Here is a 19,811-nt window from a genome sequence, read left to right as displayed (position 1 = left end):
CACTTCGCTGTACATCGACCCCCAGTAAAGGCGTTTCCATGTCCACGAACGTGCGTATCGGGGCCGGGGTCGCCGGAGCGCACGACGTCGACGACCCGGGCGTCCGGCGGTCGCGGCCGTGGCCGGTAACCGAGTCGTTTTTTACCGGGCCCGAGAGATGAGCAGGCGTGCTCTCGGTCGAGCTCCACTGTCATTCGGAACTGAGTTACGACGGGCGAGACCCCGTCGAACTCCTCTTAGAGCAAGCCGCCGCCGTGGGGCTCGACGCGATCGCCGTCACGGACCACGACGAGATAGACGCGAGTCTCGACGCCGCCGCGAAGGCCGGCGAGTACGGCCTCCTGGGTATCCCGGGGATGGAGGTGACGTCGGCCGCCGGGCACGTGCTCGCGCTCGGCGTCGACGAGAAGGTCCCGAAGGGGATGGGGTTCGCGGAGACGCTGACGTACATCCGCGAGCTCGGCGGTATCGCGGTCGTCCCGCATCCGTTCCAAGAGTCGCGGTCGGGCGTGATGGCGAACATCGACCGCGAGACGCTCGCGACCGCGGACGCCATCGAGGTGTACAACTCGCGGCTCCTCACCGGGCGTGCGAACCGGCAGGCCGAGCGGTTCGCGACCGACTACAACCTGCCGCGGACCGCTGGCAGCGACGCGCACATCTCGGAGATGGTCGGGCAGGCGGTGACGAAGGTCGAGACCGGCGGCGAGGAGACCGTGGACGCGATACTCGACGCCGTCCGTCGCGGCGACACGACTGTCGAGGGGAAGCGAACGCCGTGGCACATCAGCTTCCGGCAGGCGGCCGGTGGCGCGAAGCGCCGCGTCAAGAACCGGTTCGCGGAGTTCCTGTGACGACCGACGGCGACGGGGACGCGGTCGAGGACGGGAGGAGTGCAGTGGTCGATGCGGACGTCCGGAGCGACGCGGAGGATGGCGACGGGGTCCTGCCGGCGGTGGCGGCCGTCGAGCGTGCACTCGCTCGACCCGTCCCGGCGACCGCGTCGAGCCGCGAGACCGCCGTCGACGGCGTCCGCGAGGCGATTCGTGCCGCCGGCGACGTGGACGCGGACGCGTCGGCCGACGACGTGGCGGTCGCGTTCTCGGGGGGTGTCGACAGCGCGCTCGTCGCCGCGCTCGTCGACGCACCGTGCTACGTCGTCGGGTTCCCGGAGAGTCACGACGTCGCCGCCGCGCGGTCGGCGGCGCGCGCGATGGACGTCGACCTGAACGTCGTCGAACTCGACCTCGACGCGCTCGCCGCGGCCGTCCCGCGGGTCGCTCGCGCGATCGGCCGGACCGACGCGATGAGCGTCCAGATCGCGCTCCCGCTCTTCCTCGTCGCCGAGCGCGTCGCCACGGACGGCTACGGGCACCTCGCGGTCGGTCAGGGCGCCGACGAGCTGTTCGGCGGGTACGCGAAGGTCGCGAAGGCCCCGACCGACCCGCGGGTGGACGCGGACACCGTCGTCGGCGCGCGCGACGAGATGTTGCGGACGCTCCCCGACCAGCTCGACCGGGACGTCCGCGCGCTCGCCGCCGCCGGCGTCGACCCGGTCGCGCCGCTGCTCGACGGGCACGTCGTGGACGCCGCCCGCGCACTGCCCGCGCACTGCCTCGTGAGCGACCGCGGGGAACGCAAGTTCGCGCTCCGGCTCGCGGCCCGCGAGTGGGTGCCGGACTCGGTCGCGTTCCGCGAGAAGAAGGCGGTCCAGTACGGGAGTCTCGTGGGCCGTGAACTCGACCGGCTCGCGCGCCGGGCCGGCTTCAAGCGCCGCCAGGACGACCACGTCACGCGGTACGTCGAGTCGCGCCTCGCCGAGTAGGCGGCGCACGCGGCGGCGTTCAGCCAGCTAGCGACTGCTCTTGGCGGCTCTTCGCCAGCCAGCGTCCGCTCGCGACGTCCCTTCGCCAGCTAGCGTCCGCTCGCGGCGGTCCGGGCCGCTGACGAAACGCAAATGTGGCTCCCGCCCCCGGTTCCGGTCGTGAATCGACTCTCCGCCGCCGCCGGCGTCCTCCTCGTCGGCGTCCTCCTGCTCGGTGCCGGCCTCGCCCCGTCGTTCGGTTGCGACCGCACGTCCGCCCTCGAGACGACGGCCGCGCCGGACGGCGACGCGCCGGTCGCGAACGCGAGCGTCCTCCCCGACGACGTCCGCGAGACGTTCGTCGACGCGGTCGAGAGCGACGGACAGGTGAACGTCACGCGGGCGGTGTACCAGACGCATCTCGAGGACCGTCGCGTCCGCTACGACGGGTCGACGTACGCGACGAGCCTCCGTACGGTCGAGACCTGCGGCGGCGTCCTCGAGGACGCGTTCGTCGTCCTCGGCAGTGCGCTCTCCGCACTCGGCGGCGTCGCCCTCGTCCTGTTCGCGCTCTACCGCGACGACCTCGGCCCGCCACTCGGCGTCCTGCACGTGAGCGCCGCGGCCGCGCTCGTCCTCGGCGTCGCGCTCTTCGCGGGCGGGGTCGCCGCCCCCGCCGGCTGCGTCGACAACTACGCGCTCGACACCACCGAGATCCCGGGCGGCGAGAACGCGACCGACGAGCGCGTCGTCGACGCGAGCACGCTCCCGCTCGACCTCGTGAACGCCACCGAGCGGTCCGTCACGTCGAACCAGACCGCGTTCGTCGACCGCGGGGCGTTCCGCGAGCACCTGGAGAACCGGAGCGTGCGCTTCGGCGGGGCGGTCTACGACGCCGACGTCGTGCTCGTCCAGGACTGCGGCGGCGGCCTCGACGACGCGCTGCTCGTCGTCGGCCTCGCGTTCGCGACGCTGGGCGCGGTCGCGCTGTCGCTCCTGGTGACGTTCGACCACGGCGAGAAGGTGCTCTGAACGGTCGACGCCCGCCCCCGGATGCCGACCAGCGCGCGCTCAGACGGGCTGAGCGGCTTCGAGGAGTTCGTGGTAGCGGTTGCGGATGGTGACCTCGCTGATGTTCGCGACGGAACTGACCTCCTTCTGCGTGACCTTCTCGTTCGCGAGGAGGCTCGCGGCGTAGACGGCGGCGGCGGCGAGCCCGACGGGGGACTTCCCGGAGTGGATGCCCTTCTCCTTCGCGGCGTCCAGCAGCTCGCGGGCGCGGCGCTCCCCTTCGTCGCTCATCTCCAGTTCGCTCGCGAACCGCGGGACGTACTGGACGGGGTCGGCGGGCTCGATTTCGAGGTTTAGCTCGCGGACGACGTACCGGTACGTGCGAGCGATCTCGTCCTTCTCGACGCGCGAGACGTTCGTCACCTCGTCGAGACTGCGGGGGGTGTTCGCCTGCCGTGCGGCGGCGTACAGCGAGGACGTCGCGACGCCCTCGATGCTGCGGCCGGGGAGGAGGTCCTCGGCGAGCGCGCGGCGATAGATGACGCTCGCGGTCTCGCGGACGTTCTTCGGCAGCCCGAGGGCGCTGGCCATGCGGTCGATCTCGCCGAGGGCCTGCTTGAGGTTGCGCTCCTTCGAGTCGCGGGTGCGGAAGCGCTCGTTCCAGGTCCGCAGGCGCTGCATCTTCTGGCGCTGGTTCGAGGACAGGCTGTTGCCGTAGGCGTCCTTGTTCTGCCAGCCGATATTCGTCGACAGCCCCTGGTCGTGCATCATGTTCGTCGTCGGGGCGCCGACGCGGGACTTCTGGTCCTTCTCCTTGGAGTTGAACGCGCGCCACTCGGGGCCGCGGTCGACCTCGTCCTCGTCGACGACGAGTCCGCAGTCGGTGCAGACGGTCTCGCCCTGCGACTCGTCGCTGACGACCTGGCCGTCGCACTCCGGACAGGACAGCGTCTCCGCGCCCGCGTCGGTCTTCGTCTCCGTTCTCGCTGTGTCCGTCTCTCGTCGCCGGATGCTGGTGTCTGTCATCGTGATGGGGGGAGGGTGAGCCGCGTGGAAAAAGTCGGGCTCTCCCTATCTCGTTGCATCCACGCCGACTTAAACGCATTGGCAAGATACGTCGGTTCCTTCATTAATCTTCGATAAGAACTCGGGTTCGCCAAGGAATCGTCAGACGACCGGCTATCCAGGTGACGGGACGACGACGGCCGACCCCTTCGCTCGCGGCCGTTCTCCCCCGACGGCCGCCGCCCCGACCGCGCCGTCCAAGCGGCGGGGACGGGCCCCGTATCGAAACCCTTACTCATGCCAGTGGAGTGCTTTCGACCATGAGCGACGACGCCGCCACCGCCGAGGACGTCCGGCACGTCGCGGACCTGGCTCGCGTCGACCTCGACGACGACGAGGTCGACGACTTCGCCGAGCAGTTCGCGGACATCCTCGAGTACTTCGACGCGCTCGACGACGTTCCGACCGTCGACACCGACGCCGACCTCGTGAACGTCATGCGTCCGGACGAGGAACACGACTGTCTCGACCGCGAGGACGCCCTCGCGAACGCCGACGGCACGGAGGACGGCTACTTCAAGGGGCCGAACGTCTCATGAGCGAGAACATCTTCATCACGCGCGAGACCGTCGAGGGCGCCGACGACGGCCCGCTCGCTGACACGACGGTCGCGGTGAAGGACAACATCTCCACCGAGGGCGTGCGGACGACCTGTGGCTCGGCGATGCTCGACGACTACGTCCCGCCGTACGACGCCACCGTCGTCTCCCGGTTGAAAGAGGCAGGGGCGACCATCGTCGGGAAGACGAACATGGACGAGTTCGGGATGGGGACGACGACCGAGACGAGCGCGTTCGGCGCGACCGAGAACCCGGCCGCGCCCGGGCACGTCCCCGGCGGGTCATCCGGTGGGTCCGCGGCCGCGGTTGCCGCAGGCGAGGCGGACGTGGCACTCGGCAGCGACACCGGCGGGTCCATCCGCTGTCCCGCGGCGTTCTGTGGCGTCGCCGGCATCAAGCCGACGTACGGCGTCGTCTCCCGGTACGGCCTCGTCGCGTACGCGAACTCGCTCGAACAGATCGGGCCGCTCGCGCCGACGGTCGAGGAGGCCGCGGCGCTCCTGGACGTCGTCGCGGGCCCGGACGAGAAGGACGCGACGACGCGCGACCCCGAACGCGACGCGCCGTACGCGGCCGCGGCCGACGGCGACGTGGACGGGATGACCGTCGGCGTCCCGACGGAACTCGTCGACGGCGCCGACGAGGGCGTCCTAGAGACGTTCGAGGCGGCGCTCGACGACCTCCGCGCGCAGGGCGTCGAGGTCGTCGACGTGAGCCTGGAGTCCGTCGAGTACGCGGTCCAGGCGTACTACGTCATCGCGATGAGCGAGGCGTCCTCGAACCTGGCGCGGTTCGACGGCGTCCGGTACGGGAACTCCGGCGGGTACGACGGGAACTGGAACGAGGTCTTCGGCGAGGCGCGCGATGAGGGGTTCGGTGCGGAGGTCAAGCGCCGCGTGCTCTTGGGGACGTACGCACTCTCGGCGGGCTACCACGACAAGTACTACAAGCAGGCCCAGAACGCTCGGGCGTGGGTGAAGCGGGACTTCGACGAGGCGTTCGCGGACGTCGACGTGCTCGCCAGTCCGACGATGCCGGTGCCGCCGATGGAGCTCGGAGAGAGCCTCTCGGACCCGCTCACGATGTACCTCGCGGACGCGAACACGGTCCCGGTGAACCTCGCGGACCTCCCCGCGGTGTCGGTGCCGGCGGGTGAGACCGAGGGGCTCCCCGTCGGGATGCAGTTCGTCGCGCCCGCGTTCGACGAGGCGACGGCGATCCGCGCGGCGAGCGCACTCGAGTAACCGTCCACGAGGTCCACCCCGAATCATCGAGGCCACCGACGGCGACGTCTCGTCCGACAACCGCGACCGCGACCCGTTCGTGCTCGTCGAACGCACCACGCCCGCCGGCTGACACCCCACACCACCACGCCGTGTCCGGCTTGCGAACCCGCCGTCGAGTGCGGCCACGGTCCCGGAGCGAGACGCGCCCGCCGGTTCTCGAACAGTTAACACGCCACCAGCCCTGGGTCCTCCCATGGCAGCCGCTGGCGTCCTCGACAGGGTCCGTCCGACGAAACCCGAACTCGCGGTGTTCGTCTCCGGCGTCGCGAGCATGGGCCTCGAGATCCTCGCCGGCCGGATGATCGCGCCCCAGTTCGGGAGCAGTATCTACACGTGGGGGAGCATCATCGGCGTGTTCCTCGCCGCGCTCAGCTACGGCTACTGGCGTGGCGGGAGGCAGGCCGCGCGCCGCGCGACGAACGGCCGGATGGCGCGCGTGTTCCTCCTCACCGCCGCGTACGTCGTGGTCCTCATCGTCCTCGGCGACCTCCTCGTTCGCGGACTCGCGACCGTCCCGCTCCCGAGCCGGTTCGCGTCCCTGCCGGCGATAACGCTCCTGTTCGGGCCGCCGACGTACCTGCTCGGGTACGTCAGCCCGTACGCCGCCGAACTCTCCGGGAAGGAGGGCCTGGGTGAGGCGTCCGGGCACGTGTACGCGCTCGGGACCATCGGGAGCATCGTCGGCGCGTTCGCGACGACGTTCGTCCTCATCCCGTCGCTGGGCGTCGAGGAGATCGCGTTCGCCTTCGGCGTCCTCTCGGTCGGGACCGCCGTCGTGCTCCTGCGACCGGGGTGGACGCGAGAGAACGCCGCCGTCACCGCGTTCCTCCTCGTCGTCCTCGTCGCCGCGCTCGCCGGACCCGCGCTCGGGCTCTCCGTGGAAGGCCAGGTGGTCTACGAGACCCAGACGCCGTACCAGGAGCTCCAGGTCGTCGACCGCGGCGACACGCGCGTCCTCTTCCTCGACGGCCAGAAGCACAGCGCGATGGACCTCGACGACCCGAACCGGCACGTGTTCGACTACACGCGGTACTTCCACCTCCCCTTGCTCCTGACGGACGACGAGGACGTCGACAGCGTCCTGTTCGTCGGCGGTGGCGGCTTCACCGGCCCGAAGCGGTTCGCGAACGAGTACGACGCGCGAGTGGACGCCGTCGAGATAGACCCCGACGTCATCCGCGTCGCGAAGGAGTACTTCCGGCTGGAGGAGTCCGACCAGTTGAACGTGTACAACGCCGACGGCCGCGAGTTCCTCAGGGAGACGAACCGGACGTACGACGTCATCGTCCTCGACGCGTACAAGAAGGACAAGGTCCCCTTCCAGTTGACGACCCAGGAGTTCATGGAACTCGCGAAGGAGCGACTGGACGACGACGGCGTCCTCCTCACGAACCTCATCAGCGCGCCGAGCGGGCCGGCGTCGCAGTTCTACCGCGCCGAGTACAGGACCATCGACAGCACGTTCGGCGCGGTGTACACGTTCCCGACCGTCGGCGGTGCGGTCGTCCAGAACGTCGAGGTCGTCGCGACCAAGAATGACACGCGCGTCAGCGAGGCGACGCTGCTCGCGCGCAACGACCGCCGCGACATCGGTATCGACCTCGACCGCGAGATACGGAACTACCGCGAGCCGCCGGAGACGACCGACGTTCCCGTCCTCACCGACGATTACGCGCCCGTCGACAGCCTGCTCGACCCGATGGTCGGCCAGCAGTACGTCGTCCAGGAGACGAACGAGACCGACGACGGGAACGCGTCGACGGAGAACGCGACGACCGAGAACGCGACGACCGAGAACGCGACGACCGAGAACGCGACGACTGGCAACGAGTCGGTCGCGACGGTTGCGAGCGACTACTCCTCGTACGCGAGGTTCATGATCCACTGCGAGAAGGCGTCGGAGTTCCCGTTGACCTCCTCCTCGCCGATGAACGGCGAGAGCATGTCGCCGGCCATCAGCAGCGAGAACTCGAGGTCGCGGGCGGTCGGCGAGATGTAGTACGTGTTGTGTCCGTTGTAGATGGTGTCGTCGCGGTCGACGAGTCCCTTCTCGACGAGGCTCTCGACGATACGCGAGCCTTTCCGCGAGGAGACGCCGAGTTCCTTCCAGAAGTCGCTCTGGTGGATGCCGCCGGTCTCGCGGACGAGTTCGAGCCCCGCGTGCTCGTCTTCTGTGAGTTCCTCCTCTGCGGCGACGCTCACGCGGACCACCTCGGCGACGATTGTCCGGACATGGGTTCGTTGGAACGAAATACCGGCGACGGCTTAAATGTCACCTTCGACGCGTCCCGTGACGGATGGCTTCAAGCGCTCGTGGTCAGGCGTCGAAGGTCGCGTCGACGCGTTCGTACTCGGTCTCGCAGGGGGCGCCGTCGGCGTGCCAGTACCCGAACTCGCGGCCGGTCTGGATGAGCGACGACGAGCGCGTGCCGTAGCCGTCGCCGTGGATGCAGACGCCGTAGTCGTGGTCGCCGAGGACCGCGGCGGCGCGCTCGCGCCACGTTCCGGGCGTGTCGTCGTCGCGGAGCTGGAGGGCGTCGCGGACGGCGCGCGCGTTCTCTGCCTGTTGCTCGCCGTACTCGCGCCTGCTCTCCGGTATCTCGAAGTCGTCGACGGCGCCGACGTTCACGACGACGTGCACGCCGGGGTCGAGCGCGTCGACGGCGAGGTCGCCGTCCCATTCGAGGTAGTTGCAGTCCTCGGCGTCAGCGACGACGAGGTTGAAGCCGTCGTACTCGTGCGCGGCGACGGCCGTCTCGACGGTGGCGGTGGCGGCCGCCGCGGACCGCTCGGCGAGTGCGTCCCGGACGAGCAGGCCCCTGGAGCGTTCGCTCGCCAGGTCCGCGTCCGTCCAGCGGTTCGTGATGCCGACGAACACGCCGTGCTCGTTCGTCCCGATCCACGTCCCGCCCGCTCGTTCGTCGCGCGGCGCAATCACGACCGGGTCGTCCCCGCTCCCGTCGATGCGGGCGGGGCCGACCGCCGATCTGTCGAGCGCCTCGTCGCGGTTCGCCGCGACCACGACCGGTGCGTCCTCGAACGCGCGCCACGCGAACGTCAACGTGCACACGCCGACGAGTAGGCCCGGTGGTAACTTAAGTAGTGGTTCGACGGTATCGCGCTCTGGCGTGTGCTCGCAGGCGGCGACTCGGCCGTCAGCGAGTCGGTCGTCGGCGACTCAGCGGTCTGCGAGTCGGTCGCGAACGCCTGGTCGGTCGACGGTCCCCGACGCGGTGCGTGGGACCGCGTCCGCGAACTCGACCGTCTTCGGGACCTCGTGCGCGGCGAGTCGGTCGCGGATGGCCTCGCGGACCGCATCCGCGTCGTTCGCTCCGGGGGCGTGGTCGTCGGCGGGCACGACGAGCGCGGCGACGCGCTCGCCCCACTCGGGGTCGGGGAGGCCGACGACGGCGGCGTCCTCGACGGCATCTAGGGTTCTGAGGGCGTCCTCGACGACGACCGGTTGGACGTTCTCGCCGCCCGTGACGATCATGTCGTCGACGCGCCCGGTCACGTACAGCAGTCCGTCGTCGTCGCGGTACCCGCGGTCGCCGGTGCGGAACCCGCGCTCCGAGAACGCTCCGTCCCGAACCGGTTCGGGGTCACCGGCGTCGAGGTATCCCGGCGTGACGGTCGGGCCGGAGACGACGAGTTCGCCTTCCTCGCCGGGCGGGCACGTCGACCCGTCGGGCGCGACGACGGCGACGGTCGTGTTCACGAGCGGCTGCCCGACGGTGTCGGGGTCCGCGAACGCCTGCTCGGGGGTCGCGGTCGCGATCTGGGACGCGGTCTCGGTCATCCCGTACGTCGGGTAGACGGGGACGTCGTTGCTCTCGCAGCGCGCGAGGAGGTCGCGGTCGGCGGCGGCGCCGCCGAGGAGCACGAACCGCAGCGACCCCGGGGGCGTCCAGTCGGCGTCCACGAGTCGACGGAGGGCGGTCGGGACGAGCGACACGCCGGTCGCGTCGGACTCGGCGAGCGCGCTCGCGGTCGCGTCGACGTCGAACTCGCGCTGGAGGACGACCGTCGACCCGTACAGCGCACAGCGGACGATCGGCGCGAGCCCACCCATGTGGTACGTCGGGAGCGGCGACAGCCAGCGGTCGCCGCGCGCGACGCCGAGCCGGAACGCGCTCGCGGTCGCCGACGAGAGCAGGTTCCCGACCGTCAACCGGACCGCCTTCGGGTCGCCCGTCGACCCGGACGTGAACAGCGTCACCGGGACGTCCTCGCGCGAGACCGCGTGGTCGACCGGCTGGGGCGACTCGGCCCCGGCCGGCTCGCGAGCGACCGTCTCGAGCGCGCGCACCGCCGGTGGCTCCGGGACGTCCAGGGCGTTCGTGGCGTCGGCGGCGAGGTCGGTCGCGGCGTCGTCCGCGAGGACGACGTCGACGTCGGCGCGGTCGAGCTGCGCGGCGAGCGCTCGGGGTGCGAGGCGCGTGGAGAGCGGGACGAGTTCGCGCCCGGTCCGCCACGCCGCGTGCAGGAGCGCGACCACCTCGGGGCGCGGCCTCGACAGGACGCCGATCCGCGCCGGCGGCGAGTCGGCCTCGGGGAGCCGGTCCGCCGTCGCCGCGACCCACGTGTCGAGGTCGCGGTACGTCCACTCGTCGCCGGACGGCGCGTCGACGACGGCCTCGCGGTCCGGCGTCGACGCGGCGCGCGCCGCGACGAGGTCCGTCGACGGCCAGTCGCCAGTGCCGTGCTCCGCGATATTGGTCGAGTGGTCGCCGTCGCCGGCCGCGCGGTCAGGCATCGTCGGCCTCCCAGACGCCGTGGACGCCCAGTCCGGGGTCCTGCGGGACCCGTACCGCGCCGTCGTCGACGAAGCACGGGTCCGGGCCGAGGTCGGTCGACAGCCAGTCGCCGGTCGCGAGCCCGCACGACAGGACGCCCGGGAGGGACGCGGCGACGTGCACGGCGCCGGCGCGCGCGACGACCGCGTCGATGGTCGTCGTCACCACGCTCGCCACCCCCTCCCCTTGGGCTTGCACGGCCGCGCGGCGCGCGCGCTCGACGCCACCGAGCGCCATCGGTTTCAGGACGAGGACGTCCGCGGCGTCGGCGTCCAGCACGCCCTCAACGGAGTGCGTCGCGAGCGTCTCGTCGACCGCGACGCCGACGCGGCCGCCGCGGAGGTCGGCGAGCCCCGCGAGGTCGTCCGCGGGCAGCGGTTGCTCGACGTACCGGACGCGGGCGTCCGCGAACCCGTCGAACGCCGTCGCCGCCTGCTCGCGGGACCACGCGCCGTTCGCGTCCGCGCGGAGCGCGACGTCCTCGCCGACCGCGTCGCGGACCGCGCGCATGCGCTCGACGTCCCGTTCGACGTCGCCCGCGCCGACCTTCACCTTCACCGTCTCGTAGCCCTCCGCGACCGCGCGTTCGGCCGCCGCGGCGGTCTCGTCGGGCGCGGCGTCGCCGACGGTCGCGTTCACCGGCACCCGCCGCCGCTCGCTCCGTCGACCCAGCAGCCGGTAGAGCGGCCGGTCGTGCTGTTTCGCGCGGAGGTCGGCGAGCGCGAGCGCGACGCCGTGGCGTGCCGCCGGGTTGCGGTCCAGGTCCGCGCGCAGCGCCGCCTCGTCGTCGCGGAGCCGCGACACCGCGTCCGCGAGCGCCCCCCGGCACTCGGCGGTCGACTCCGTCCACGGCGCGAGCGGCGTCGCCTCCCCGAACCCCTCGTGCTCGCCGTCGCTCACGCGGACGAGGAACCCCTCGCGGTCGGTGACCTCGCCCTTCGCGGTGGCGAGCGGCCGCGAGAGCGACACCGTGAACTCGCGGCTGTCGGCGTCCATCTACGCCACCCCCGCGGCGGCGAGCGCTCCGACACTCAGGACGCCCTGGCTCGCCGCGCCGAGCCCGACAGCGAACAGGACGGCGTACAGCGCGAGCAGCTGCCCGACCCGTTCGAGCGCCGGGTTCAGCGCCGCACCGTCGGTCTCCGTCAGGACGGTGCGTGCGACCGAGACCGCGAGCGGGAGCGACAGCAGCGGCGCGAGCACGACCGGCGACAGTCCGTCCACGAGCCAGAGGTACAGCGGCGTGGCGTACGCGAGCGCGAGCAGGGCGACGAACTCGGCGCGCGCGAACCCGTACCCGAACGCGACCGCGAGCGTCGTCTTCCCCGTCTGGGCGTCCTCCTCGCGGTCGCGGACGTTGTTCACGACGAGGATGTTCGTCGATATCGCCGCGATCGGGAGGCTCGCGAGGACCGCGAGCCCGAGCGCGTCCATCGGCGCGAGCCCGACCGCGAGCGGCCCGTACCCGACGGCGTCGGCCGCCGCGGCCGCGGCCTGCACGTAGTACGTCCCCGTCACCGCGACGAGCCCGAAGAACACGAACACGAACACGTCACCGAGCCCGTGGTAGCCGAGCGGGTACGGACCACCGGTGTACGCGACGCCGCAGACGACGCTCACGAGTCCGACGACGAGGATGGGGACGCCGCCGACGTACACGAGGTACGTCCCGGAGAGTATCGCGAGCGCGAACGTCGCGACCATCGCGCGTTTGACCTCCGCGGGCTCGATGAGGCCGCCGGCGGTGACGCGCGTGAACCCCTCGCGGTCGGCGGTGTCCGCGCCCTGCACGGCGTCGTAGTAGTCGTTCGCGAAGTTCGTCCCCACCTGGATGAGCGCCGCGCCGACGAACGCCGCGACCGCGGGGAGCGCCTGGAACACGCCCGCCCAGAGCGCGACCGCCGACCCCACCAGGACGGGCGCGGCGGCCGCCGGGAGCGTCTGCGGTCGCGCCGCCATCACCCACGCCTTCCGTCGCGAGACCGCTTCCGTACTCATTACCCCGACGTCCGGCCCGCTCGTACCAAAACGTTCGGCTTCGAGCCCGGACGACGGGCGCTCCCGCGCGCAGGGACCGCGAGAACCGGGTCGTCAGTCGTCTTCGTCCCAGTCCACCCACAGCCAGCCGGTCCACTGGATGCCGGCGTCGGCGTTCTCGCTCGCGCACGGCCGGTCCGTTCCGGGGTCGTACTCGCCGTTCCCGTTCACGTCGAGCATCATGACGACCGCGTACCGCCCGGTACCGTCGTCGTCGACGGGGACGCCCGCGCCGTCTGCGGTCACCGACTGCTCGTACTCGACGTGGTCGTAGCCGACCGCGGTCGCGTTCTCGAACCCGACGAACAGCGTCGACTGGTTCCCCGGCACCGTCCAGCCGACTCGGAGGTCGCCGTCGTCGCGCCAGAGCATCCCCGCGTTCCCGGTCCCCCAGTAGCTCACCCAGCCGCCGTCGCACGCGACCGGTTCGGCGAGCGACTCCGCGAGGTTCGGCGCGTCACCGGGGTCGGCGTCCCAGACGCGGATGTCGTTCGCCTCGGTCGTTCCAGCCGTCGACCCGGTGTGGCTCGACTCGCTGGACTCGGCGGCTTGGCCGTCGGTCGTCGTGCGTTCGGTGTCGACGGTCGTCGCGCCGGTCGCGCTCGTCTCGTCGGCGTCGCCGATGGGGTCGGCGAGGCAGCCGGCGGTCGCGACGAGCGCGACCACGGCGAGCGCCACGAGGAGCCGCTTGGAGGACCTCATACCACGACGTTCCGTCGATTCCGATAAGTGCCTTCGGCAAGCTGAAACGACGATATCAGCGACGACTGAGTTTACGCGAGACGTAAACCTCAAGATGTGGGCCGCCGTCGAAGGGGTATGCCCACGGTCACGCTCGACGCCCCGATTCCCGCAGCGACCGTCGAAGCCGTCGCCCGTCGAGGCGACGCGGACGAGCGAGCGCTCGCGAGGGCGGTCGACGAACTCCACGCGTCGCTCGTCGACGGGAGCGACGCCATCGTCGACCACGCCGAGACGAGGGACGCCCCCGCGCCGGTCGTGGTCGCCGACGGCCTCGCGACCGTCGTCCTCGTCGACGACGCGACGTGGACGCAGACGCTCCGCACGCACGGCGTCCCCGACGACCTCGGCCCCACCGTGCGCGCCGTCCACGCCGCGTTCGCCGCCGACGCGGCCGCGAGTGCCCCCGACGCGTCGCGCCGCGAACCGCTCGTGCTCCCCTCGCGCACCGTGTCCGAACTCGTCCGCGTCGGCCTCTCCACCCGTCAAGCCGAGGTCCAGGTCCTCCACGACACCGGCCTCGACTACGCCACCATCGCCGACCGCCTCCGCATCGCCGAGAGCACCGTCAAGGTCCACCGCCACCGCATCCAGGAAAAGGTCGAACAGGCCAACCGACTACTCGACGCCGTCGAGGACTGACGCCAGCGACGCGGTTGTGGTTGCGGACGCTGTTGCGGTTGCTGTGTCGTCCAGCGCACTCACCGCGAGCGCCGACGGCGCTCGCGGCCTTTTTTCATCAACGTTTTTTCGAGGAGTGGTCGCCGAAGGCGACCCGACGACGAAAAAAGGTTGTTAGTAGTGGTAGTCGTAGTCGTCGAAGTCGGGGTCGCGGTTCTCGTTGAAGGCGTCGCGGCCTTCTTGAGCTTCGTCGGTCTGGTAGGCGAGGCGGGTGGCTTCGCCGGCGAACACTTGTTGGCCGACCATGCCGTCGTCGGTGGCGTTGAACGCGTACTTGAGCATCCGCATCGCGGTGGGTGATTTGCCGAGCATCTCCTCGGCCCAGTCGAGCGCGACGTCTTCGAGGTCGTCGTGCGGGACGGCTTCGTTCACCATCCCCATGTCCGCGGCTTCTTCGGCGTCGTAGGTCTTCCCGAGGAAGAATATCTCGCGGGCCTTCTTCTGGCCGACTTGCTTCGCGAGGTACGCGCTCCCGAAGCCGCCGTCGAAGCTCGCGACGTCCGGGTCGGTCTGCTTGAACTTCGCGTGCTCCTTGGAGGCGAGGGTCATGTCGCAGACGACGTGGAGGCTGTGCCCGCCGCCGACCGCCCAGCCGGGTGCGACGCAGACGACGGGCTTCGGGATGTGTCGGATGAGGCGCTGTACTTCGAGGATGTGGAGGCGGCCGGCGTCGCTCGCGTCGTCGCGGTCGGCGTCGTCACCCTGGTACTCGTAGCCGTCGCCGCCGCGGACGCGCTGGTCGCCGCCCGAGCAGAACGCCCACCCGCCGTCCTTCGGGCTGGGCCCGTTCCCGGTGAGGAGCACGCACCCGATGTCCGTCTGTCGTTTCGCGTGGTCGAGCGCGCGGTAGAGTTCGTCCACCGTCCCGGGCCGGAACGCGTTCCGGACCTCGGGACGGTCGAACGCGATCCGGACCGCGCCGACGTCCGTGCCGCGATGGTACGTGACGTCGCGGAAGTCGTCGTTCAACTCGGTCGCCTCCCATCGGTCTGGGTCGAAGAGCTCGCTGACCATACCGGGACTCGCCGCGGCGCGCACTTGGAGGTTCGCGTCTCGGCGCCCCGGCCACGAATCGGGTTCCAGGCCGGGAGCGAGTCCGGGTCTGCGGCGACCGGGTCCGGACCGGTTCGGTGCCGGGAACGTTTTCTCCACGCGGTCACAATCACCGACGAGGCATGGGTGAGACGTTCTACGACGTCCTCGGGGTGGACGCGGACGCGAGCCAGGACGACATCGAGGCCGCGTACCGCCAACGCGTCAAGGAGACCCATCCCGACCTGAACGACGCGCCCGACGCGAGCGACGCGTTCCAGCGCGTGCAGACCGCCGAGGACGTGCTCGGCGACCCCGACGAGCGCGCTCGCTACGACCGCCTCGGGCACGCGTCGTACACGAGTCACTTCGGTGCGGGAACCGGGGACGCCGGCGGTCGCTGGGACGTCGGCGCGGACCCGACCGGGGACGCCGACCGCGACGACGGCGAGCGCCGTGGGAGCGCCGGTGGAACGGCGAGCGACGGCGGCGTCGGCGCGGATAGCGGGTTCGGGTTCGACCCGGGCGCGTACGACCGGACGCGACGGTCGGGCGAGTCGAACCCGAGCGAACGAAGCTACGACGTCGGCGGCGGGAACGACGACGCGACCGACGGACGCGACGCCGCCGAGTCGGCGTCCGCGAGCGCGACCGGCGCGACCGCGAACGCCACCGGCACCGGCGCAGGCGGGAGTGGTGGCGCGAACACGGCCACCGGCGGCGGTGGTGCGACCGCCGGCGACCCGACCGACCGCCGGCACTGGCGCGACCGCGAACGCTCGAAGCACGCGCAACGCGAGGGCCGCGGCACCGCGAACGACGACACCGGCGGCGGGTACTCGGTGCACGACTGGAACGACGACGACCTCGACACCGCGCGGACGCCGTACCGCCTCCAGGGGAGCGAGGCCGTCGCCGTCGGCATCATGTTCGTCCTCTACCCGTTCATTGCGTACTCGGCGATAACGCCCCAGTTCTCCCTCGTCGTGAACGTCGTCGTCGCCGCGTGCGCGCTCCTCCTCACCGGCTACCTCCTGACGATGCCCCGCATCGCCGTCTACGTCTTCGGTTCGTGGAGCGTAATCGCCCCGCTCGCATTCCTCGCTTTCCCCGCGCTCGACCCGGTCTCGCTGCTCGGCGTCGTCGTCCTCGGCAGCACGTGGATTCCCTTCGGGTACAGCGTGCTGTTCATGCGGGTACTCCGGTGACGCACGCGGCGACGACCGCCTACCGTAATCGCCTTCTCTCCGCCACGTCCTTCCTGCCGTCTACTCGTCGGTGTCCGCCGAGCGAGCGCGGTCGCGAGCGCGCGCCGTGACCGCGTCGCGAGCGTCGTGGCTCGCGGCCGGGTCGAACCCGACCTCGATGACGTGCGAGCCGGCTGCGGCAACGGCGTCGCGGTACGCGTCCGCGAAGTCATCGACGACGACGCGCTCGAACGCGACGTCGTAGAGGTCGCCCGTCGCCTCGAAGTCCAGGCCGTGCGGCGTCCGGAACTGCTCGGTGAACGGCGGGTCGAACTCGGCGATGGGGAGCTCCTGGAAGATACCGCCGCCGTCGTTGTTCACGACGACGACCGTCGCCTCGACGTCGCAGCGCGAGAGCGACAGGAGGCCGTTCATGTCGTGGTAGAACCCGAGGTCGCCAGTGACGTACACGAGGTCGTCGTCCGTGGCGCTCCCGGCACCGAGCGCGGTCGACGTGACGCCGTCGATACCGCTCGCCCCGCGGTTCGCGAGCACCGTGACGTCGCGCTCCGCGACGCCGGCGAACCGGTCGGCGTCCCGGACCGGCATCGAGTTCCCGACGACGACCGTCGACGGCGCCGGCGCGTGCGCCACCGCGTCCGCGAGCACCGCGCCCTCGAACGCGCCGACGGAATCGTCGTCGCGAGCGGCCGCGACGCCAGCCCGGAACGCGTCGTCCATCACGAGCGCTCGCGAGACGACGTCGCCCCGAGCCTCCCGCGTCGTGCCCTCGCGGTCGTCGAGGCGCGCCGCGACGCCGCGCGCGACGAGCGTCGGGTCCGCGGCGAGGAGCGCGTCGGCGACGAACTCCGCGTCGCGCCACTCGCCGGCCGGGTCGACGAGCACCTGCCTGACCTCCCGCGCCGCGAGCGCCTTCCGGAGCGGTTTCGACGTCGGCGACGCACCGAACCGCAGGACGACCTCCGGCTCGACCGCGTCGAGGAGAGCGTCGACGTACCCGTCGTACGACCCGATGACCGGTGCCTCGGCGACGTGCTCGCCGTACCGCACCGTCGAGAGCGCGTCCGCGAGCACCGGGAACCCCGCCGCGGCGCCGAGGTCCGCGAGCACCGGCGCGTACCCCTCGCGGGCGACGTCCACGGGGTCGGCAGGCCCGGCGACGACGAGCCCCGACGCCGCCGTCGCGACCGACTCCGCGAGCGCGTCGAGACGCGCGTCGTCGAGCGTCGCCCGCCCCCGCGTCGTCTCCACGTACGCCCGGCCCGAACGGCCGTCGCTCGCTCGCGCGTCCCCCTCGTCCCACTCTTCGGGCACGTCCCCCTCGACGTCGAGGGGCTCCAGCGGCTTCCGGAACGGACAGTTCACGTGCACCGGACCCGCGGGCGTCCCAGTCGTCTCGGCGAGCGCGCGCGCCGCGTCCGTCCGCAACCGGCGGAGCTTCCGCGGCGTCGCCTCCGGCTCCGGCAGGTCCCGATACCAGCGGACCGCCGACCCGTACAGCTTCTCCTGGTCGACAGTCTGGTTCGCGCCCGAATCCCGCAGCTCGGGAGGCCGGTCCGCCGTCAACGTCAGCAGCGGCACGCGCGCCTGACTCGCCTCGACGATGGCGGGATGGTAGTTCGCGGCGGCAGTCCCCGACGTACAGACGAGCGCCGTCGGCTCGCCGGTGCGGCGAGCACGACCGAGCGCGAAGTACGCCGCCGACCGCTCGTCCAGGATCGAGAACACGGTGACGTCCTCGTGGCCCGCGAACGCCATCGTGAGCGGCGTCGACCGACTCCCCGGCGACACGCAGACCGCGTCCAGACCGCCCGCCGCCAGCTCGTCCACGAGCGTCTCCGCCCACAGGACGTTCCGGTTCGGATACCCGTCGTCGCCCGCGGCGGCGTCGCGAGCACGGTCGTCGTCGTCGCCCGTCATCTGAACTCTTCGAGCAGCGGCCGGTACTTCAGCTGTATCTCGTCCCACTCCTCCTGGGGGTCCGAGTCCCGGACGATGCCGTTCCCCGCGAACAGCGTCGCGCCGTCCCCGCCCGCGACCCCCGACCGGATCGCGACGAGGAACTCCCCGTCACCGGTCGCGTCGAACCACCCGATAGGGGCCGCGTACCACCCGCGCTCGAACGTCTCCACGTCGCGGATCGTCTCCGCGGCCACCGCCGGCGGCAGCCCGCCGACCGCGGGCGTCGGATGCAGCGCCTCGACGATGTCGAGCACGTGCACGTCCGACGCGAGCTCGGTCGTGATGGGCGTCTGGAGGTGCTGGATGTTGTCGAGCTTCCGCACGCGCTGCTCGCCCTCCGTCACCTCGCCGAACCCCGCGAGCTGCTCGCAGATGGTGTCGACGACGAGCCGCTGCTCGTGCTGTATCTTCTCCGAATCGACGAGCGACTCCGCGAGCTCCGCGTCCGCCTCCGGCGTCCCGCCGCGCCCGACCGACCCGGCGAGCGCCTCCGTCTCCACGCGCCGGCCGTCGCGCTTCGCGAGCCGCTCCGGCGGCGCACCCAGGAACCCGGCGTCCGCCGTCGGCTGCACGAGGAACCGGTAACAGTTCGGGTACGTCCGCCGCAACCGCTCCAGGACGTCCGGCAGGTCCGCGGGCCCGTCGAGGTCCACCTCCAGCGCGCACGCCAGCACGACCTTCTCCAGGTCGCCGGCGCGGATGCGCTCTGTCGCGTCCGCGACCTGCGTCGTCCACTCGTCCTTCGGCGTCGTCCGCCGCGTCGCCCGCACGCCCGGTGGCGTCCCCACCGGCCGCATCTTCGGCAGGTCCTGCACGGCGTCGACCGCGTCGTCGAGCGCACGCTCGACGCCCTCCGGGCCCGCGTCCGGCCCGTACGCGTTCACCGTCACCCACGTCCCGTCGTCCGTCCGCGTCAACTGCACCTCCGGGAGGACGAACGACGCCGCCGGGAACCCGCTCCACGACCCCGCGGGGTCGTGGTCGTCGCGGAACGCGAACCCGCCGACGAACCGCGGCCGCGGCGCCTTCCCGCTCGCACCGTTCGCGTCCACGTCCGCGAACGCCGCCGCCGCGGCCGACCGCACCGCCTCGAACCGGTCGGGGCCGTCCGCGGTCACCTCGGCGGCGACCCCGGCGCCCGCCAGTTCCAGGCCGCCGGGGCTCGCCCACTGGAGCCGCGGCGGTTCTCGCGACGCCAGGAACGCCTGGAAGGACACGTCGCCGACCTCGCGGCTACGACTCACCAGGCGTCCCGCGTCGAGCACGACGTCTCCCGACGCCCCGCCGCTCTCCGCTCGTTCCATCGCACGGAACTCAGGGACGGGCCGTATAAAGGGTGTTCATATCCGAGAACATAAGGAGAAAGCACTTCGCGAACCCATCTATCACGCCACGTATGCGATGCCGTCGGACCTTCCGCTCCCTCGCCGCACTCGCCCCCCCGCGTCGCTCGCCGGCTGCCTCGCGAGCGACGTCACCGACGGATCGACGACGGACGCGGCGGCGCGGACCACTGGCGCGACGATGACGCCACCCGTCTATCTTCATCTATACTACCTCGAACACGACGGCGTGACCCACCAGGTCGAACTCGTCGTCGACGGCGAAGTTGCGCTCCGGTGACCGCG

Annotated in this window: 18 protein-coding genes and 1 pseudogene; 9 read left to right on the top strand and 10 right to left on the bottom strand. The window is 71.6% G+C overall.

The features are described 5' to 3' along the window. Positions 1 to 167: 167 nt before the first annotated feature. From SM754_RS11445 to SM754_RS11435, 3 genes are all read left to right on the top strand, one after another. On the top strand, positions 168 to 854 hold the full coding sequence (locus SM754_RS11445; protein WP_323676368.1) for a PHP domain-containing protein: 687 nt from the start codon (positions 168 to 170) through the stop codon (positions 852 to 854). Further along, on the top strand, positions 779 to 1,825 hold the full coding sequence (locus tag SM754_RS11440; RefSeq protein ID WP_501993779.1) for an asparagine synthase C-terminal domain-containing protein: 1,047 nt from the start codon (positions 779 to 781) through the stop codon (positions 1,823 to 1,825). The genes SM754_RS11445 and SM754_RS11440 overlap by 76 nt, the downstream gene beginning before the upstream one ends. A gap of 159 nt (positions 1,826 to 1,984) precedes the next feature. Then, positions 1,985 to 2,836, top strand: coding sequence for a hypothetical protein (locus SM754_RS11435; RefSeq protein ID WP_323676366.1), 852 nt, complete (start codon positions 1,985 to 1,987; stop codon positions 2,834 to 2,836). 39 nt (positions 2,837 to 2,875) lie between these two features. Here the strand turns inward: SM754_RS11435 and SM754_RS11430 are convergent, their stop codons facing one another. Beyond that, positions 2,876 to 3,841: a transcription initiation factor IIB gene (locus tag SM754_RS11430; RefSeq protein WP_323676365.1), complete on the bottom strand. Its 966-nt coding sequence runs from the start codon at positions 3,839 to 3,841 to the stop codon at positions 2,876 to 2,878. A 299-nt stretch (positions 3,842 to 4,140) separates the two neighbouring features. On the opposite strand from SM754_RS11430, the gene gatC reads away from it, so the two are divergent. From gatC to SM754_RS11415, 3 genes and pseudogenes are all read left to right on the top strand, one after another. Beyond that, the gene (gene gatC, locus SM754_RS11425) at positions 4,141 to 4,419 is read left to right on the top strand and encodes an Asp-tRNA(Asn)/Glu-tRNA(Gln) amidotransferase subunit GatC (protein ID WP_323676364.1); all 279 of its coding nucleotides are present in this window, start codon (positions 4,141 to 4,143) and stop codon (positions 4,417 to 4,419) included. After that, positions 4,416 to 5,684 carry an Asp-tRNA(Asn)/Glu-tRNA(Gln) amidotransferase subunit GatA gene (gatA, locus tag SM754_RS11420; protein ID WP_323676363.1) on the top strand — a complete coding sequence of 423 codons (1,269 nt, stop codon included), beginning with the start codon at positions 4,416 to 4,418 and terminating at the stop codon, positions 5,682 to 5,684. Before gatC ends, gatA begins: the two co-directional genes overlap by 4 nt. 235 nt (positions 5,685 to 5,919) lie before the next feature. Continuing rightward, positions 5,920 to 7,527 (top strand): annotated as a pseudogene (locus SM754_RS11415) (spermidine synthase); the annotation flags it as partial. 53 nt (positions 7,528 to 7,580) lie between these two features. On the opposite strand, the gene SM754_RS11410 reads toward SM754_RS11415, so the two are convergent. The 6 genes from SM754_RS11410 to SM754_RS11385 all read right to left on the bottom strand — a co-directional run bounded on the left by SM754_RS11410 (position 7,581) and on the right by SM754_RS11385 (position 13,261). Continuing rightward, the gene (locus SM754_RS11410) at positions 7,581 to 7,928 is read right to left on the bottom strand and encodes a helix-turn-helix transcriptional regulator (RefSeq protein WP_323676362.1); all 348 of its coding nucleotides are present in this window, start codon (positions 7,926 to 7,928) and stop codon (positions 7,581 to 7,583) included. Positions 7,929 to 8,043: 115 nt separating this feature from the next. After that, positions 8,044 to 8,796 carry an NRDE family protein gene (locus tag SM754_RS11405; protein ID WP_323676361.1) on the bottom strand — a complete coding sequence of 251 codons (753 nt, stop codon included), beginning with the start codon at positions 8,794 to 8,796 and terminating at the stop codon, positions 8,044 to 8,046. Positions 8,797 to 8,904: 108 nt separating this feature from the next. Continuing rightward, positions 8,905 to 10,482: a class I adenylate-forming enzyme family protein gene (locus SM754_RS11400; protein ID WP_323676360.1), complete on the bottom strand. Its 1,578-nt coding sequence runs from the start codon at positions 10,480 to 10,482 to the stop codon at positions 8,905 to 8,907. Further along, entirely contained in the window at positions 10,475 to 11,518 is a 1,044-nt protein-coding gene (locus tag SM754_RS11395) for a mandelate racemase/muconate lactonizing enzyme family protein (RefSeq protein ID WP_323676359.1), read from the bottom strand. Before SM754_RS11395 ends, SM754_RS11400 begins: the two co-directional genes overlap by 8 nt. Next, a complete protein-coding gene (locus tag SM754_RS11390) occupies positions 11,519 to 12,520 on the bottom strand; it encodes a 1,4-dihydroxy-2-naphthoate polyprenyltransferase (protein ID WP_323676358.1) in 1,002 nt (333 codons plus the stop codon). A 93-nt stretch (positions 12,521 to 12,613) separates the two neighbouring features. Then, entirely contained in the window at positions 12,614 to 13,261 is a 648-nt protein-coding gene (locus SM754_RS11385) for a hypothetical protein (protein WP_323676357.1), read from the bottom strand. Positions 13,262 to 13,378: 117 nt separating this feature from the next. Between SM754_RS11385 and SM754_RS11380 the strand changes: the two genes are divergently transcribed. Beyond that, complete coding sequence (locus tag SM754_RS11380; RefSeq protein WP_323676356.1) at positions 13,379 to 13,942, top strand: helix-turn-helix transcriptional regulator; 564 nt, start codon at positions 13,379 to 13,381, stop codon at positions 13,940 to 13,942. Positions 13,943 to 14,095: 153 nt separating this feature from the next. Here SM754_RS11380 and SM754_RS11375 read toward each other — a convergent pair whose 3' ends face one another. After that, a complete protein-coding gene (locus SM754_RS11375; RefSeq protein ID WP_323676355.1) occupies positions 14,096 to 14,995 on the bottom strand; it encodes a 1,4-dihydroxy-2-naphthoyl-CoA synthase in 900 nt (299 codons plus the stop codon). A 161-nt stretch (positions 14,996 to 15,156) separates the two neighbouring features. Between SM754_RS11375 and SM754_RS11370 the strand changes: the two genes are divergently transcribed. Beyond that, positions 15,157 to 16,221 (top strand): DnaJ domain-containing protein, encoded by a 1,065-nt coding sequence (locus SM754_RS11370; protein WP_323676354.1) that lies wholly within the window; start codon positions 15,157 to 15,159, stop codon positions 16,219 to 16,221. 60 nt (positions 16,222 to 16,281) lie between these two features. On the opposite strand, the gene menD is transcribed toward SM754_RS11370, so the two are convergent. After that, the gene (menD, locus tag SM754_RS11365; RefSeq protein WP_323676353.1) at positions 16,282 to 18,141 is read right to left on the bottom strand and encodes a 2-succinyl-5-enolpyruvyl-6-hydroxy-3-cyclohexene-1-carboxylic-acid synthase; all 1,860 of its coding nucleotides are present in this window, start codon (positions 18,139 to 18,141) and stop codon (positions 16,282 to 16,284) included. Beyond that, positions 18,138 to 19,487: an isochorismate synthase gene (locus SM754_RS11360; protein ID WP_323676352.1), complete on the bottom strand. Its 1,350-nt coding sequence runs from the start codon at positions 19,485 to 19,487 to the stop codon at positions 18,138 to 18,140. Before SM754_RS11360 ends, menD begins: the two co-directional genes overlap by 4 nt. Positions 19,488 to 19,584: 97 nt before the next feature. Here SM754_RS11360 and SM754_RS11355 point away from each other — a divergent pair, with 97 nt between their 5' ends. Beyond that, the gene (locus tag SM754_RS11355; RefSeq protein WP_323676351.1) at positions 19,585 to 19,806 is read left to right on the top strand and encodes a hypothetical protein; all 222 of its coding nucleotides are present in this window, start codon (positions 19,585 to 19,587) and stop codon (positions 19,804 to 19,806) included. Positions 19,807 to 19,811: the final 5 nt, after the last annotated feature.

The sequence above is a fragment of the Halorubellus amylolyticus genome (assembly GCF_034808145.1).
Lineage (GTDB): Archaea > Halobacteriota > Halobacteria > Halobacteriales > Natrialbaceae > Halorubellus.
This window is presented reverse-complemented; position numbering and strand designations above follow the sequence as displayed.